Genomic DNA, 15,158 nt, shown 5'->3' on the forward strand with positions numbered 1-15,158 from the left:
TCAGGCCTCCGGGATCTCGAACGTGCTGGTGCGCCGCATGCCGGCGGCCCGGCCCTTGCCCGCGACGACCAGGGCCATCTTGCGGCTGGCCTCGTCGATCATCTCGTCGCCGAGCATCGCGGAGCCCTTCTTGCCGCCCGCCTCGGAGGTGTAGTACTCGTACGCGTCCAGGATCAGCTCGGCGTGGTCGTAGTCCTCCTGGGACGGCGAGAAGATCTCGTTGGACGCCTCGACCTGGCCCGGGTGCAGCACCCACTTGCCGTCGAAGCCGAGCGCGGCGGCGCGCCGGGCGACCTCGCGGTAGCCGTCCACGTTGCGGATCTGCAGGTAGGGGCCGTCGATCGCCTGGAGGTTGTTGGCGCGGGCGGCCATCAGGATCTTCATCAGGATGTAGTGGTAGGCGTCCGCCGGGTAGCCGGGCGGCTGCTCGCCCACGACCAGCGACTTCATGTTGATGGAGGCCATGAAGTCGGCCGGGCCGAAGATGATCGTCTCCAGGCGCGGGGAGGCCTCGGCGATCGCGTTGACGTTGTTCAGCCCCTGCGCGTTCTCGATCTGCGCCTCGATGCCGATCTTGCCGACCTCGAAGCCCATGGTCTTCTCGATCTGCGTGAGCAGCAGGTCCAGCGCGACGACCTGCTCGGCGTTCTGCACCTTCGGCAGCATGATGCAGTCCAGGTTCTGGCCGGCACCCTCGACCACCGTGACGACGTCGCGGTACGTCCACTCGGTCGTCCAGTCGTTGACGCGCACGACCCGCGTCTTGCCCGTCCAGTCACCCTCGTTGAGGAACTTGACGATGGTGTGCCGCGCCTCCGGCTTGGCGAGCGGCGCGCACGCGTCCTCCAGGTCCAGGAAGACCTGGTCCGCCGGGAGGCCCTGCGCCTTCTCCAGGAAGCGCGGGTTGCTGCCCGGCACCGCCAGGCAGGAGCGCCGCGGGCGAAGGCGGTTGACAGGCGTGGTCATGCGGGGACCTCCAGAGGGTCGAGCTTGTTCGCTTTCCGGATCTCGTCGACGATGCGGCCGATGATTCCGGTGATGTCGAAGTCCTTCGGGGTGAAGACGGCGGCCACTCCGGCGGCCCTGAGCTGCTCGGCGTCACCATTCGGGATGATGCCACCAGCGATCACGGGTATATCTGTGGCACCGGCCACACGCAGCCGCTGGAGCACGTCCGGCACCAGCTGGGCGTGCGAGCCGGACAGGATCGACAGGCCCACCGCGTGCACGTCCTCGGCGAGGGCCGCGTCCACGATCTGCTCCGGGGTGAGCCGGATGCCCTGGTAGACCACCTCGAAGCCGGCGTCACGCGCGCGGACGGCGATCTGCTCGGCGCCGTTGGAGTGCCCGTCCAGGCCCGGCTTGCCGACCAGGAAACGCAGCTTGCCGACGCCCAGGTCGCGGGCGGTGGCGTCCACCTTGGCCCGGACCTCGGCGAGCGCGGAGCCCGGCTCGGCGGCGACCGCGACCGGCGCGGAGGACACCCCGGTGGGCGCCCGGAACTCGCCGAACACCTCGCGCAGGGCGCCGGCCCACTCGCCGGTGGTGACCCCGGCGCGGGCGCACTCCAGCGTGGCCTCCATCAGGTTGTCGGTGCCCTTGGCGGCCTCCTTCAGCCGCTCCAGCGCCTTGCAGGGGCGCGGGTGGTTGAAGGGCGGCTGGTAGCGCGTGTCGCGCCAGTTCCGCAGCCCGGCGATGACACGGGCCTCGACCGCCGGGTCGACCGTCATGATGGCGGTGTCCAGGTCGGCCGTCAGCGGGTTCGGCTCGGTGCCCTCGAAGGCGTTGACACCGATGATCTTCTCCTCGCCGGACTCGATCCGCGCCCGGCGCTCGGCGTGCGAGGCGACCAGCTGGGACTTCAGATAGCCGGACTCCACGGCGGCCATCGCGCCGCCCATCTCCTGGATGCGGTCGATCTCCGCGAGGGAGTCGGCGACCAGCTGCTCCACCTTCGCCTCGATGACCTTCGAGCCCTCGAAGATGTCGTCGTACTCCAGCAGGTCGCTCTCGTACGCCAGCACCTGCTGGATGCGCAGGCTCCACTGCTGGTCCCACGGCCGGGGCAGGCCCAGCGCCTCGTTCCAGGCGGGCAGCTGCACGGCACGCGCGCGTGCGTCCTTGGAGAGGGTGACCGCCAGCATCTCCAGCACGATCCGCTGGACGTTGTTCTCCGGCTGCGCCTCGGTCAGGCCGAGGGAGTTGACCTGGACGCCGTAGCGGAAGCGGCGCTGCTTGGGGTCCTCGATGCCGTACCGCTCCCGCGTGACCTTGTCCCAGATGCGGCCGAAGGCCCGCATCTTGCACATCTCCTCGATGAAGCGGACGCCCGCGTTCACGAAGAAGGAGATGCGGGCGACCACGTCACCCATGCGCTCCTGCGGCACCTGGCCGGAGTCGCGCACGGCGTCGAGTACGGCGATCGCGGTGGACATCGCGTACGCGATCTCCTGCACCGGTGTGGCCCCGGCCTCCTGCAGGTGGTAGCTGCAGATGTTGATCGGGTTCCACTTCGGGATGTGGGAGACCGTGTACGCGATCATGTCCGTCGTCAGGCGGAGCGACGGCCCCGGCGGGAAGACGTGCGTCCCCCGGGACAGGTACTCCTTGACGATGTCGTTCTGGGTCGTGCCCTGGAGCTTGGTGATGTCCGCGCCCTGCTCCTCGGCGACGACCTGGTAGAGCGCCAGCAGCCACATGGCGGTGGCGTTGATCGTCATCGAGGTGTTCATCTGCTCCAGGGGGATGTCCTGGAACAGCCGGCGCATGTCACCGAGGTGCGCGACGGGCACGCCGACCCGGCCGACCTCGCCGCGGGCGAGGATGTGGTCGGGGTCGTAGCCGGTCTGCGTCGGCAGGTCGAACGCCACCGACAGACCGGTCTGGCCCTTGGCGAGGTTGCGCCGGTACAGCTCGTTGGACGCCTCCGCCGTCGAGTGGCCGGCGTACGTCCGCATGAGCCACGGACGGTCCTTTTCCCTCCGGGAGTCCGAAGGCTGACGCTCTGTCATCTGCGGCTCTCAGACGTTCCGGAAGCGGTTGATGGCGTCGATGTGCTGGGCCCGCATCTCCTCGTCGCGCACACCGAGGCCTTCCTCGGGCGCCAGGCACAGCACGCCGACCTTGCCCTGGTGCAGGTTGCGGTGGACGTCGTAGGCGGCCTGGCCGGTCTCCTCCAGGCGGTACGTCTTCGACAGGGTCGGGTGGATCTTGCCCTTGGCGATGAGGCGGTTGGCCTCGTAGGCCTCGCGGTAGTTGGCGAAGTGCGAGCCGATGATGCGCTTCAGCGACATCCACAGGTAGCGGTTGTCGTACTCGTGCATGTAGCCCGAGGTGGAGGCGCAGGTGGTGATGGTGCCGCCCTTGCGGGTGACGTAGACCGAGGCGCCGAAGGTCTCGCGGCCGGGGTGCTCGAAGACGATGTCGATGTCCTCGCCGCCGGTCAGTTCGCGGATGCGCTTGCCGAAGCGCTTCCACTCCTTGGGGTCCTGGGTGTGCTCGTCCTTCCAGAACCTGTACCCCTCGGCGTTGCGGTCGATGATCGACTCGGCGCCCATCTTCCGGCAGATCTCGGCCTTCTCCGGGGAGGAGACGACACAGACCGGGTTGGCGCCGCCGGCCAGGGCGAACTGGGTGGCGTAGGAGCCGAGGCCGCCGCTGGCGCCCCAGATCAGGACGTTGTCGCCCTGCTTCATCGCCGCGCCGTTGCGGGAGACCAGCTGCCGGTAGGCGGTGGAGTTGACCAGGCCCGGGGCGGCGGCCTCCTCCCAGCTCAGGTGCTTGGGCTTGGGCATCAGCTGGTTGGTCTTCACCAGCGCGATCTCGGCCAGGCCGCCGAAGTTGGTCTCGAAGCCCCAGATGCGCTGCTCGGGGTCGAGCATGGTGTCGTCGTGGCCGTCGGGGGACTCCAGCTCGACGCTCAGGCAGTGCGCGACGACCTCGTCGCCGGGCTGCCAGGCGTTGACGCCGGGGCCGGTGCGCAGGACGACGCCGGCCAGGTCGGAGCCGATGATGTGGTACGGCAGGTCGTGCCGCTTGGTCAGCGGCGAGAGCTTGCCGTAGCGCTCCAGGAAGGCGAAGGTCGGCACCGGCTCGAAGATCGAGGTCCACACCGAGTTGTAGTTGACCGAGGAGGCCATGACGGCGACCAGGGCCTCGCCCGGGCCGAGTTCGGGCACGGGCACCTCGTCGAGGTGGATCGACTTGCGCGGGTCCTTGTCGCGGGTCGCGAGGCCCGCGAACATCTCCGTCTCGTCCTTGTGCACGGTGATCGCGCGGTACGAGTCGGGAAGCGGCAGGGCGGCGAAGTCGGCGGACGTGGCGTCCTTCGACTGGATCGCGTCCAGGATGTCCTTCACGGTCACGGTGTTGCCTCCGGCGGTGAGCGCCCCTGAGGGAAGGGGCGCTGGGGGATCGTCGGTGCTGCGTTGAGTGCTGCTGAGGGTTTCGGGAGGTGCCGTCGGTTCGGCTCGGTGGTGCTTCGGCAGCGCTTTGTGGCGCGGGAGGTTGCCTGTGACGCAGGCGTCCGGACACACAGGCGGTGGGCCTGCCGGGACAGCCCGGACACCTTCAACGTATGACACCGCGTGTCAGGTGACAAGGCACTGAGTGCCAGAAGTTCCCCTCAGATGAAATCTTTACGTAACAAATGAGCGATGATCGATCGAACGGGCCCTGAAATCTGCTCGAAAACAGGCCCTGACATGGCAAAACGGCCACCCGGTGGGGTGGCCGTCGTCACAGCGGGGGAGCGGGGTCAGCGCTCCTTGAGCGCCTCCTCGATGGTCCGCATGACCTCGTCCAGCGGGGCGTCGGTGCGGGCGACCGTGACGAGGACCTCGCCGTGCGCGGACACCGTCGCGGGGGCCGTGGCCGCCGGCCTGGGTGCCGTGCCGCGGCCGGCGCCGATGCCCGTGCCGAACGTCTTGCGCACGATCGCGAAGGCGTGGTCGAGCTGCGCCTCCACGTCCCCCTGGCCACCCGCCCGGAGCCAGCGCCTGAGGACGTGGTTGTGGGCGGTGACGACCGCGGAGGCGGCCACCTCGGCCAGCAGCGGGTCGTCGTTGGCGTCGTCGGCGTGCGCGTGCTCGTCGAAGTGGCCGAGGAGATAGCGGGTGAAGAGGCGCTCGTAGCGGGCGACCGAGGCGATCTCGGCCTCGCGCAGGGTGGGCACCTCGCGGGTGAGCTTGTAGCGGGCGACCGAGATCTCCGGCCGGGCCGCGTACATCTTCATGACTTCCTTGATGCCGCGGCACACGGTGTCGAGCGGATGCTCGTGCGCGGGGGCGGCGTTGAGGACCGCCTCGGCGCGGATCAGCGTGTCGTCGTGGTCCGGGAAGATCGCCTCTTCCTTGGAACGGAAGTGGCGGAAGAAGGTGCGGCGGGCGACCCCGGCGGCGGCCGCGATCTCGTCGACGGTGGTCGCCTCGTACCCCTTGGTCGCGAACAGCTCCATGGCTGCGGCCGCCAGTTCTCGGCGCATCTTGAGCCGCTGGGCGGCGGCGCGACTGCCTGCGGCACTTTCCGGCGCGTCGGGCGTAGCTGGTGTACGGGAGGACTTGGCGGGCTGGGACATGACCCGAACGTACTGCATGTGCGCAGTTCGGTGCGCGGGTGCGGGGTTTCTCCCGCCCCGGACGCCGCCCCCGCCCCAGGAGGGCGGGGGCAGGTCCGCGGGGCCGAGCAGTCCGCCCCAGTCCGTCTCCGCGGGGGACCAGTCGCCGCCGCCGTCAGCGGCGGGCATACTCGCGGAAGCCGCGGCCGGTCTTGCGGCCGAGGCAGCCCGCGGCCACCAGGTGCTCCAGCAGCGGGGCCGGGGCCAGGCCGGGGTCGCGGAACTCGCGGTGCAGGACCTTCTCGATGGCCAGCGAGACGTCCAGACCGACCACGTCCAGCAGCTCGAAGGGGCCCATCGGGTAGCCGCCGCCGAGCTTCATCGCCGCGTCGATGTCGTCCAGGGACGCGTAGTGCTCCTGGACCATCTTGATCGCGTTGTTGAGGTACGGGAACAGCAGCGCGTTCACGATGAAGCCGGCCCGGTCGCCGCAGTCCACCGCATGCTTCCTGATCTTCGCGCAGACCTCGCGGACGGTCGCGTGCACGTCGTCGGCGGTCAGCACGGTCCGCACGACCTCGACCAGCTTCATCGCCGGCGCCGGGTTGAAGAAGTGCATGCCGATGACGTCCTGCGGGCGCGAGGTGGCGCGGGCGCAGGCGACGACGGGCAGCGAGGAGGTGGTGGTGGCGAGGACCGCGCCCGGCTTGCAGATCTTGTCCAGCGTGGCGAACAGCTGCCGCTTGATCTCCAGGTCCTCGGCGATCGCCTCGACGGCCAGGTCGACCTCGGCGAAGGCGTCGTACGAGCCCGCCGGGGCGATCCGGTCCAGGATCTGCGCGGCGGCCTCGGCGGTCAGCCGGCCCTTGTCGACAGAGCGGGAAAGCGACGTGCCGATCCGGGCCTTGGCGGCCTGGGCCTTCTCCGCGCTGCGGGCGGCCAGGACGACGTCGTAGCCCGCCTTGGCGAACACCTCGGCGATGCCGGACGCCATGGTGCCGGAGCCGGCGACGCCCACCGAACGGACCTCGCGCCCCTGGACCGCCGAGCCGCCCTCGGCCGGGGTCAGCGCGTCCGGCACGACCGTGGCGCTGCCCGGCGCCGCGTAGGTGTAGAAGCCCCGCCCGGACTTGCGGCCGGTCAGGCCCGCCTCGCTGAGCTGCTTCAGGATCGGCGCCGGGGCGTGCAGCCGGTCGCGGGACTCGGCGTACATGGCCTCAAGGACCGTACGCGCGGTGTCGACGCCGATCAGGTCGAGCAGTGCGAGCGGGCCCATCGGCAGGCCGCAGCCGAGCCGCATCGCCGCGTCGATGTCCTCGCGGGAGGCGTACCGGGCCTCGTACATCGCGGCGGCCTGGTTGAGGTAGCCGAACAGCAGGCCGTCCGCGACGAAACCGGGGCGGTCGCCGACCGCGACCGGCTCCTTGCCCAGCTCGATCGCGAGGTCCGTGACCGCGGCGACGGCGCCGGGCGCGGTCAGCACCGAGGAGACGACCTCGACCAGCTTCATCGCCGGTGCCGGGTTGAAGAAGTGCAGGCCGAGCACCCGCTCGGGGCGGGCCGAGTCGGCCGCGAGCCGGGTGACGGACAGCGCGTTGGTGCCGGTCGCCAGGATCGTCTCCGGGCGGACGATGCCGTCCAGCTCACGGAAGATCTGCTGCTTGATCTCGTACGACTCCGGGGCCACCTCGATGACGAGGTCGGCGTCGGCCGCGGCGGCGAGGCCGGTGGCGGTGCGGACCCGGGCCAGGGCCGCGGTGCGCTCCTGCTCGGTGAGCCGGCCGCGCTCGACACAGCGGGCGGTGGAGGCCTCCAGGGCGGCGAGCGACTTCGCGGCCTGGGCCTCGCTGATGTCGATGCCGATCACCTCGCGGCCCGCCTTCGCGAGGACCTCGGTGATGCCGGTGCCCATGGTGCCGAGGCCGACGACGGCGATCGTCTTGAGCGGGGACAGGGCTGAGTCGGAAAGGGGAGTGGCCATCGCGGGACTCCAGGAATGAGGGTGACGACGAGGAACGCGCCGGGTGCGCCGAGGGGCGCACCCGGGGCGGAAAGGAATGCGGGTGTTGCCGGGCTGCTGAGCGCACACGCCCGGTGCCGCCGGTGCCACGGGCGATGCACACGCCCGCGAACGGCACTCGGCAGGGAATCCGACCGGCCCTGTCCCGGAGCCGGGTCGTACTGCGGTACACGTCGTACCGAACCGACCAATGCTCACGACGGCCGCGTCACCAGACCGTCGTCAGCGGAAGCGCGAGTGGGTAACCCGCTCGTCTGAGCTTAACCGGCGAGTAACGAGCGCGCCAGCCCTCGGTTCGCACCGGACTTTGTGATGTAGCTCCCTCAGACCTCGCCACCCCCCTACGCTGGCCTTCGTGGACGAAGAGTTGCGATCACTCACGGAGCGCTTACGGCAGGAGTCGCACGGCTCGGCGGCGTACGACCGGCTGCTCGCGACCGAGGACCACGACGAACTCGCGGAGGTGCTCACCGCGCCCGGACAGCCGCTGTGGGCCAGGGAACTGGCCGCGTTCCGCCTCGGCCTCGCGGGCGACCGGCGTGCCTTCGAGTCCCTGGTGCTCCTGCTCAACCACCGCGACCCGCCGCGCTGCGCCTCGGCCGCCCACGCCCTCGCCCGCCTCGGCGACCCCCGCACGGCCCGCGCGGCGGCGGCCCTCGCGACGAACGAACTCCGCGTGGCCTACGCCCTGCACCCGGTACGGCTGCTGGCCGCACTCGCCGCGCCCGAGTCCGTGCCTGCCCTGATCACCACCCTGCAACGCCGCCTGCGCCCGCACGACCCCTACCGCCGGGTCGCCCTCGCCTGCGTGGAGGGCCTCGGCTCGCTGGGCGACCCCCGCGCCCGCCGGGTCCTGACCGAGGCCCTGGCCCACCCGGCCCTGGCCGAGGCGGCGGTGCACGCGCTGGCACGGATCCCGAAGGAGGAGGAGACGAGCTGACCGGGCACGCCGCCCCCGTCCCCGGCTAGTCGCCCACCACCGCAAGCGCCTCGATCTCCATCAGGAACTCCGGGGCCACCAGCCCGGCCACCCGCACCGCGGACGATGCCGGGAGGCGGTCGTCGGGTATGTGGGCGGCGCGGGCCGCTCGGATGGCGGGGAGGTGGGCCGTGTCGGTGACGAAGTACGTCAGTTTGACGACGTGTTCGAAGCCGGCCCCGGCGGCGGCGAGACAGCGCTTCAGGTTCTCGAACACCTGGCGTGCCTGAGCCGCGGGGTCGCCCTCGCCGACCAGCGTGCCCCGCTCGTCCAGGGCGAGTTGGCCGGACACGGCGACGAGGCGGCCGGTCGCCGAGACGACATGGCTGTACTGGGCCGCGGGGGCGACGCCGTCCGGGGCGGCGATCCGGGTGGGTTCACTCATGGCCCCATGATGGACCAGCCCACTGACAGTGCCCCGAAGGGGCGCGGGGAACTGCGCGACCAGCCACACGCACGCCGCAGACGACGCCAGACGACGGCGGACGGCGTTCCGTGGCGCCCGCAGCGGAGCGCCCGGCGCCTAGCGGAAGCCCAGCAAGCCGTGCAGCGTCAGTCCCCGCGATGCCGCCGGTGCCGCCCTCGGCTCCTCCGGCTTCGGGTCGGGGGACTTGGCGCAGACCGCGTCGGCGACCCCCGAACCCCGCGGCACCCGGCCGTCCGTCAGATACGCGGCCAGGTACCGGTCCAGGCAGTCGTTGCCGCTCAGGGTGATGCCGTGGTTGCCGCCGCCGTCCTCGACCACCAGGCTGGAGCCGGCGAGCAGCCGGTGGACCGTGACACCGCCGGGGTACGGCGTGGCCGCGTCGTCGGTCGCCTGGAAGAGCAGGACCGGCGGCAGCTTGGCGTTGGCGATGTCCACCGGCTTGCGCCTCGCGGTCGGCCAGAACGCGCACGGCGCGTTGTACCAGACGTTGTTCCAGGCCATGAAGGGCGCCTTGGCGTACACCGCCCAGGTGTCCGTGCGCCACTGCTGCCAGCTGCCGGGCCAGGAGGCGTCACGGCACTGCACCGCCGCATAGACGCTGTAGCCGTTGTCGCCGGAGCCGTCCACGGCACCGAGGTCCTCGTACGCCTCCACCAGCGGCCCGGTCCTCCCCTCGCGCGCGTACGCCGCGAACGCCTCCGCGAGGTCGGGCCAGTAGCCGTTGTAGTAGCCGCCGGGGATGAAGGTGTCCTCCAGCTCCGAGGCGCCCACCTTGCCGCCGGCCGGCTTCTTCGCCAGGGCCGCCCGCATCGCGTACCACTCGTCCTCGACCTTCCGGGGGTCCTTGCCGAGGTGGTACGTCGCGTCGTACCGGGCGATCCAGGCCATCAGCGCGCGGTGGCGGTCGTCGAAGGCGACGTCCTGGCCGAGGTTGTCCTCGTACCAGACACCGGTCGGGTCGACGATCGAGTCCAGCACCAGACGGCGGACCCGCTCCGGGTACAGCTTCGCGTACACCGCGCCGAGGTAGGTGCCGTAGGAGTAGCCGAAGTAGCTGAGCTTCGGCGCGCCGAGGGCCGCGCGGACCAGGTCCATGTCGCGCGCGGTGCTGACCGTGTCGATGTACGGCAGCACATCGGCGTACTTGCGGCCGCAGGCCGCGGCGAAGGACTGCGCCCGGTCGAGGTTCGCCCGCTCCAGCGCGGCCGTGGCGGGCACGGTGTCCGGGCGCACCGCCGTGAAGTGACCGGGCGCGCAGTCCAGGTCCGGGCTGCTGGCGCCGACCCCGCGCGGGTCGAAGCCGATGACGTCGTACTGAGCCGCGACGCTCCCGGGCAGCGCCGAGGCGACGAATCCGGCGAGGTCCAGGCCGCTGCCGCCGGGCCCGCCGGGGTTGACCAGCAGCGGGCCCTGGAAGGTGGGCGCGGTGTGCGGGACACGGGAGAGGGCGAGCGTGATCTGCCGGCCCGACGGGTCGGCGTGGTCCAACGGCACCTTGAGGGAGGCGCACTGCAGCGTCGGGTAGTCGTCGGTGCCGCACTTCGTCCAGGCGAGCCGCGCGGCGGGAGCGGCCGGGGCGGCCTGTGCGGGCAGGGCGGTGACCGAGCCCGCCAGTACGGCGGCGGCTGCGCACAGCACGGCTGCGCGTGTTCTCATGCGTCCTCCCGGGACGGAGGTTTCGGCGGACCACGAGGGTCACCTCTCTCGCCGCATCGTCCCGGAATCAGCACTCTGAAGAACGCCTTATAGGCATAGTTGACCCGTTTGGGTTGCCCGAAGCCCTCGAACGCCCTCACCGCAGGGCGGCCGACGCCCTCACAGGAGTGTGAGCTGGGCCGGCTCGGACGCGCCGGGGGGTTCCGCGGGGCGGATCCGGCGGGCCAGGCCCGCCCGCGTGGGCCCGATGCCGTACTCCTGCGCCAGCTCGTGCACCTGACGGGTGATCCGGCGCTGGTACCACCGGGGTGCGTAGGCGCCCTCGGCGTACAGCCGCTCGTAGCGCCGCACCAGGTGCGGGTGGTGCCGGGCGAGCCAGGCCGTGAACCACTCCCGCGCACCGGGCCGCAGATGCAGCACCAAGGGCGTGACGGAGGTGGCCCCGGCCTCCGCGATCGCCCGTACCGTGGCGCGCAACCGGTCCGGATGGTCGCTCAGGAACGGGATCACCGGCGCCATCAGCACCCCGCAGCCGATGCCGTGTTCGCCCAGGGTGCGCACCACGTCCAGCCGGCGCTCGGGCGCGGGTGCGCCCGGCTCCACCGTGCGCCACAGCTCGGTGTCCAGGAAGCCGACGGAGACCGAGATCCCCACGTCCGTCACCTCGGCCGCGCGGACCAGCAGGTCCAGGTCGCGCAGGATCAGGGTGCCCTTGGTGAGGACCGAGAACGGGTTGGCGTGCTCGGTGAGGGCGGAGATGATGCCCGGCATCAGCCGGTAGCGGCCCTCCGCGCGCTGGTAGCAGTCGACGTTCGTGCCCATCGCCACGTGCTCGCCCCGCCAGCGCCGGGAGGCCAGCTGGCGGCGCAGCACCTCGGGCGCGTTCACCTTGACGACGATCTGGCTGTCGAAGCCGATGCCGGTGTCGAGGTCCAGATAGCTGTGCGTCTTCCTGGCGAAGCAGTAGACGCACGCGTGCGTGCAGCCACGGTAGGGATTGACGGTCCACTCGAACGGCATGCGCGAGGCGCCCGGCACCCGGTTCAGCACCGAGCGCGCCCGGACCTCGTGGAAGGTGATCCCGCGGAACTCGGGCGTGTCGAAGGTGCGGGTGGTGACGGAGGCCGCGCCGAACAGCGCGGCCTCGGTCCGGCCGTGTTCGCTCTCACCTGTGAGGTTCTCCCAGCGCATGACGCCCTCCTCGCTAGCCTGCCGCACAGAATAGAACACATGTTCCCATGATCGTGCGACCCCCGATTTGGGCGGCCGGGCACCGGGGTGGTTGGCTTGCCCCAACCCCGAGAAACCAGGTCGTGGAGGAACGCAATGGCGCAGGTCGAGGCCACTACGGAGCGGGTCGTCGCGGCGGACGCGGAGAAGGTGTTCGACGCCCTCGCCGACTACCGCGGCACGCGGCAGAAGCTGCTGCCCGAGCACTTCAGCGAGTACGAGGTCCGCGAGGGCGGCGACGGCGAGGGCACCCTCGTCCACTGGAAGCTCCAGGCCACCAGCAAGCGGGTGCGCGACTGCCTCCTGGAGGTCAGCGAGCCCACCGACGGCGAGCTGGTCGAGAAGGACCGCAACTCCTCCATGGTCACCACCTGGCGCGTCACCCCCGCCGGCGAGGGCAGCTCCCGGGTCGTCGTCACCACCACCTGGAAGGGTGCCGGCGGCATCGGCGGCTTCTTCGAGAAGACCTTCGCACCCAAGGGGCTCGGCCGGATCTACGACGCCGTGCTCGCCAGGCTGGCCGCCGAGGTCGAGAAGTAGACCGCAAGAAGGCCGCAGGACGGACCCCGATCCGGGGACGGTGAAGGGGCGTTGACCTCAGGGCTGACCTCAGGGTGGTCCCCGGAGGGCCCCTTCACCGGTTCGAGTGGACCTCCCCCTCGTCCCGAACCGTGCCGTAACTCGCCGAAGTTGTTCGCAGTTGTCGCCTTACGCGGGAAATGTGACAGGTGCGACGAGGGGAGCGGTACGTGGGCGGGACGACTCTGATGCGGGGCGAGCCGCTCACCGCGCCCCCCGACGCGCCCGCGGCCCCGCAGGCCGGGACCGGCCGGCTCGGCGCCCGCCGCGTCGGGCTCGTGTTCTGCGGGCTGATGCTCGCCCTGCTGCTCGCGGCCCTCGACCAGATGATCGTCGCGACCGCGCTGCCGAAGATCGTCGGCGACCTGCACGGCCTCAACCGGATGTCCTGGGCGATCACCGCCTATCTGCTCACCTCCACCATCGGCCTGCCGCTGTACGGCAAGCTCGGCGACCTCTTCGGCCGCAAGGGCGTCTTCCAGTTCGCCATCGCCGTCTTCGTCGTCGGCTCCGCGCTCGCCGGCCGGTCCCGGTCGATGGACCAGCTGATCGCCTTCCGCGCGCTCCAGGGCGTCGGCGCGGGCGGCCTCATGACCGGCGTGCAGGCGATCATCGCCGACATCGTGCCGCCCCGGCGGCGCGGCCGCTACATGGGCCTGATCGGCGCCGCCTTCGGCCTCGCCTCCGTCGCCGGGCCCCTGCTCGGCGGCTACTTCACCGACCACCTCTCCTGGCGCTGGTGCTTCTACCTCAACGTCCCCCTCGGTCTGGTCACCCTCGCCGTCATCACCCTGGTCCTGAAACTCCCCAAGCCGCCCCGCCGCGGCCGCTTCGACGTGCTCGGCGCACTGCTGCTCGCCGCCGCCTCCACCTGCCTGGTGCTGCTGACCAGTTGGGGCGGCACCGAGTACGCCTGGGACTCACGGCGGATCACCGGCCTCGGCGCGGGGGCGTTCGCCGCCGTCGTCCTCTTCCTCGTCACCGAGCGCTTCGCCGCCGAACCCCTCATCCCGCTCAGGCTGTTCCGCGACCCCGTCTTCAACGTCAGCGGCCTGGTGGGCCTCGTGACCGGCGTCGCCCTGTTCGGCGCCGCCAGCTATCTGCCGACCTTCCTGCAGATGGCCGACGGGGCCAGCGCCACCGAGTCCGGGCTGCTGATGCTGCCCATGATGGCCGGGATCGTCGGCGCCTCCGTCGTCGGCGGACAGCTCATCAGCCACACCGGCCGCTACAAGATCTACCCCGTCCTCGGCGGCGCCGCCTCCACCGCCGGCATGTGGCTGCTCTCCCGCCTCGAAGCGGACACGCCCCGGCTGCACTACAGCGTCTGGATGGCCGTCCTCGGCGCCGGCATCGGCCTGGTGATGCCCGTCCTCGTCCTCGCCGTGCAGAACTCGGCACGGCCCGCCGACCTCGGCACGGCCACCAGCGCCAACAACTACTTCCGGCAGATCGGCGGCAGCGTCGGCGCCGCGGTCTTCGGCACCCTCCTCGCGAACCGGCTCACCTCCTCGCTGCACAGGGAACTGCCCCCGCGCGCGGGCGCCGCGCCGCCCGACCCCGAGTCGGTCACCCCGCAGCTCGTCCACGCGCTGCCCCCGGCGCTGCGCGACGCCTACATCCGCGCCTACGCCGACGCGATGCCCCGGATCTTCCTCTACCTCGTCCCGGTGCTCGTCCTCGGTGTGCTCATCGCCTTCTTCCTCAAGGAGAAACCACTGGTGTCCCACCACACCACCGAAACCGAGCCCGGGACCGGCCCCGTGAACCCCCCGATTCCCCAGGCGCGTTCGCCCCACACGGCCGGCATCCCCGTCTGCGGCACGGTGCAGCACCCCGACGGCACCGTGGTGCCCCGCGCGGCGCTCACGCTGATCGACGTCGCCGGAGCGCAGATCGGCCGGGGCGCGAGCGGCGAGGACGGGCGGTACGCGCTCAGCACACCCGGCTCCGGGTCGTACGTGCTCATCGCCGCCGCCGGCGGCCACCAGCCGCAGGCCGTCTCCGTCACCGTCGGCGAACGGCCCGTCGAACTCGACGTCGTCCTCGGCGGCGCCGGGCGCCTCGCCGGCAGCGTGCTCACCGCCGACGGCACCCCCGTGCGCGACGCCACCGTCACCCTCACCAATGTGCACGGGGAGGTCGTCGCCGCCACCCGCAGCGGTCGCGAGGGCGGCTATGTCATCACCGAGCTGGTGGCCGGCGAGTACACCCTCGCCGCCAGCGCCCCCGCCTTCCGCCCGGCCGCCCTGCCGGTCACCGTGCAGGCCTCCCGGGAGACCCGGCAGGACGTCGAACTCGCGGGCGGCGCCGTCCTGCGGGGCACCGTCCGGGCGAGCGGCGGGCGGCCCGTGGAGGACGCGCGCGTCACGCTCCTGGACGCCGCCGGGAACGTCGTCGACACCCTCACCACCGCAGCGGACGGGATGTTCCGGTTCGTCGACCTCTCGTCCGGCGAGTACACCGTCATCGCCGCCGGCTACCCGCCGGTCGCCACCGTGCTCCAGGTCGCGGGCGGCGGCCGTACCGAACGGGACCTCCAGCTCGGCCACGAGGACTGAGCGGGCCGCACAGGGGCGCGCGCAGGGCCTTGAGCTGCGCGCCGGTCCGATCCGGTGAAACCAATTCCAGGATTGCCACACATCGCGACCGTCCGCCGCCGTACCGTAGTGGCGGGCGGCACAGATCGTTTGCGTACAGCCGTGGGGAGAGA

Annotated in this window: 11 protein-coding genes; 3 read left to right on the forward strand and 8 right to left on the reverse strand. The window is 71.5% G+C overall.

The genetic code is table 11. The features are described from left to right. The 5 genes from ABT171_RS17075 to ABT171_RS17095 all read right to left on the reverse strand — a co-directional run bounded on the left by ABT171_RS17075 (nt 1) and on the right by ABT171_RS17095 (nt 7,535). Nucleotides 1-966 carry an HpcH/HpaI aldolase/citrate lyase family protein gene (locus ABT171_RS17075; RefSeq protein ID WP_351244415.1) on the reverse strand — a complete coding sequence of 322 codons (966 nt, stop codon included), beginning with the start codon at nt 964-966 and terminating at the stop codon, nt 1-3. Beyond that, nucleotides 963-3,011: an ethylmalonyl-CoA mutase gene (locus ABT171_RS17080; protein ID WP_351244417.1), complete on the reverse strand. Its 2,049-nt coding sequence runs from the start codon at nt 3,009-3,011 to the stop codon at nt 963-965. Before ABT171_RS17080 ends, ABT171_RS17075 begins: the two co-directional genes overlap by 4 nt. A gap of 9 nt (nt 3,012-3,020) precedes the next feature. Then, the gene (ccrA, locus tag ABT171_RS17085) at nt 3,021-4,358 is read right to left on the reverse strand and encodes a crotonyl-CoA carboxylase/reductase (RefSeq protein WP_351244627.1); all 1,338 of its coding nucleotides are present in this window, start codon (nt 4,356-4,358) and stop codon (nt 3,021-3,023) included. 398 nt (nt 4,359-4,756) lie between these two features. Then, nucleotides 4,757-5,575, reverse strand: coding sequence for a TetR family transcriptional regulator (locus ABT171_RS17090; RefSeq protein WP_351244419.1), 819 nt, complete (start codon nt 5,573-5,575; stop codon nt 4,757-4,759). 154 nt (nt 5,576-5,729) lie between these two features. Beyond that, nucleotides 5,730-7,535 (reverse strand): 3-hydroxyacyl-CoA dehydrogenase family protein, encoded by a 1,806-nt coding sequence (locus ABT171_RS17095; protein ID WP_351244421.1) that lies wholly within the window; start codon nt 7,533-7,535, stop codon nt 5,730-5,732. 394 nt (nt 7,536-7,929) lie between these two features. Between ABT171_RS17095 and ABT171_RS17100 the strand changes: the two genes are divergently transcribed. Next, the gene (locus tag ABT171_RS17100; protein WP_351244423.1) at nt 7,930-8,514 is read left to right on the forward strand and encodes an adenylosuccinate lyase; all 585 of its coding nucleotides are present in this window, start codon (nt 7,930-7,932) and stop codon (nt 8,512-8,514) included. A 25-nt stretch (nt 8,515-8,539) separates the two neighbouring features. Here ABT171_RS17100 and ABT171_RS17105 read toward each other — a convergent pair whose 3' ends face one another. From ABT171_RS17105 to ABT171_RS17115, 3 genes are all read right to left on the reverse strand, one after another. Then, entirely contained in the window at nt 8,540-8,938 is a 399-nt protein-coding gene (locus ABT171_RS17105) for a RidA family protein (protein ID WP_351244425.1), read from the reverse strand. Between the two features lie 138 nt (nt 8,939-9,076). After that, a complete protein-coding gene (locus ABT171_RS17110; protein ID WP_351244427.1) occupies nt 9,077-10,636 on the reverse strand; it encodes an alpha/beta hydrolase in 1,560 nt (519 codons plus the stop codon). Between the two features lie 159 nt (nt 10,637-10,795). Continuing rightward, nucleotides 10,796-11,827, reverse strand: coding sequence for an Rv2578c family radical SAM protein (locus ABT171_RS17115; RefSeq protein ID WP_351244429.1), 1,032 nt, complete (start codon nt 11,825-11,827; stop codon nt 10,796-10,798). A gap of 135 nt (nt 11,828-11,962) precedes the next feature. Here ABT171_RS17115 and ABT171_RS17120 point away from each other — a divergent pair, with 135 nt between their 5' ends. Together ABT171_RS17120 and ABT171_RS17125 are read left to right on the forward strand one after the other, a co-directional pair. Then, a complete protein-coding gene (locus tag ABT171_RS17120; RefSeq protein ID WP_351244431.1) occupies nt 11,963-12,406 on the forward strand; it encodes an SRPBCC family protein in 444 nt (147 codons plus the stop codon). Between the two features lie 209 nt (nt 12,407-12,615). After that, nucleotides 12,616-15,006 (forward strand): MFS transporter, encoded by a 2,391-nt coding sequence (locus tag ABT171_RS17125; RefSeq protein ID WP_351244433.1) that lies wholly within the window; start codon nt 12,616-12,618, stop codon nt 15,004-15,006. Nucleotides 15,007-15,158 lie beyond the last annotated feature (152 nt).

The organism is Streptomyces sp. NPDC001851, from assembly GCF_040297165.1.
Taxonomy (GTDB): Bacteria; Actinomycetota; Actinomycetes; order Streptomycetales; family Streptomycetaceae; genus Streptomyces.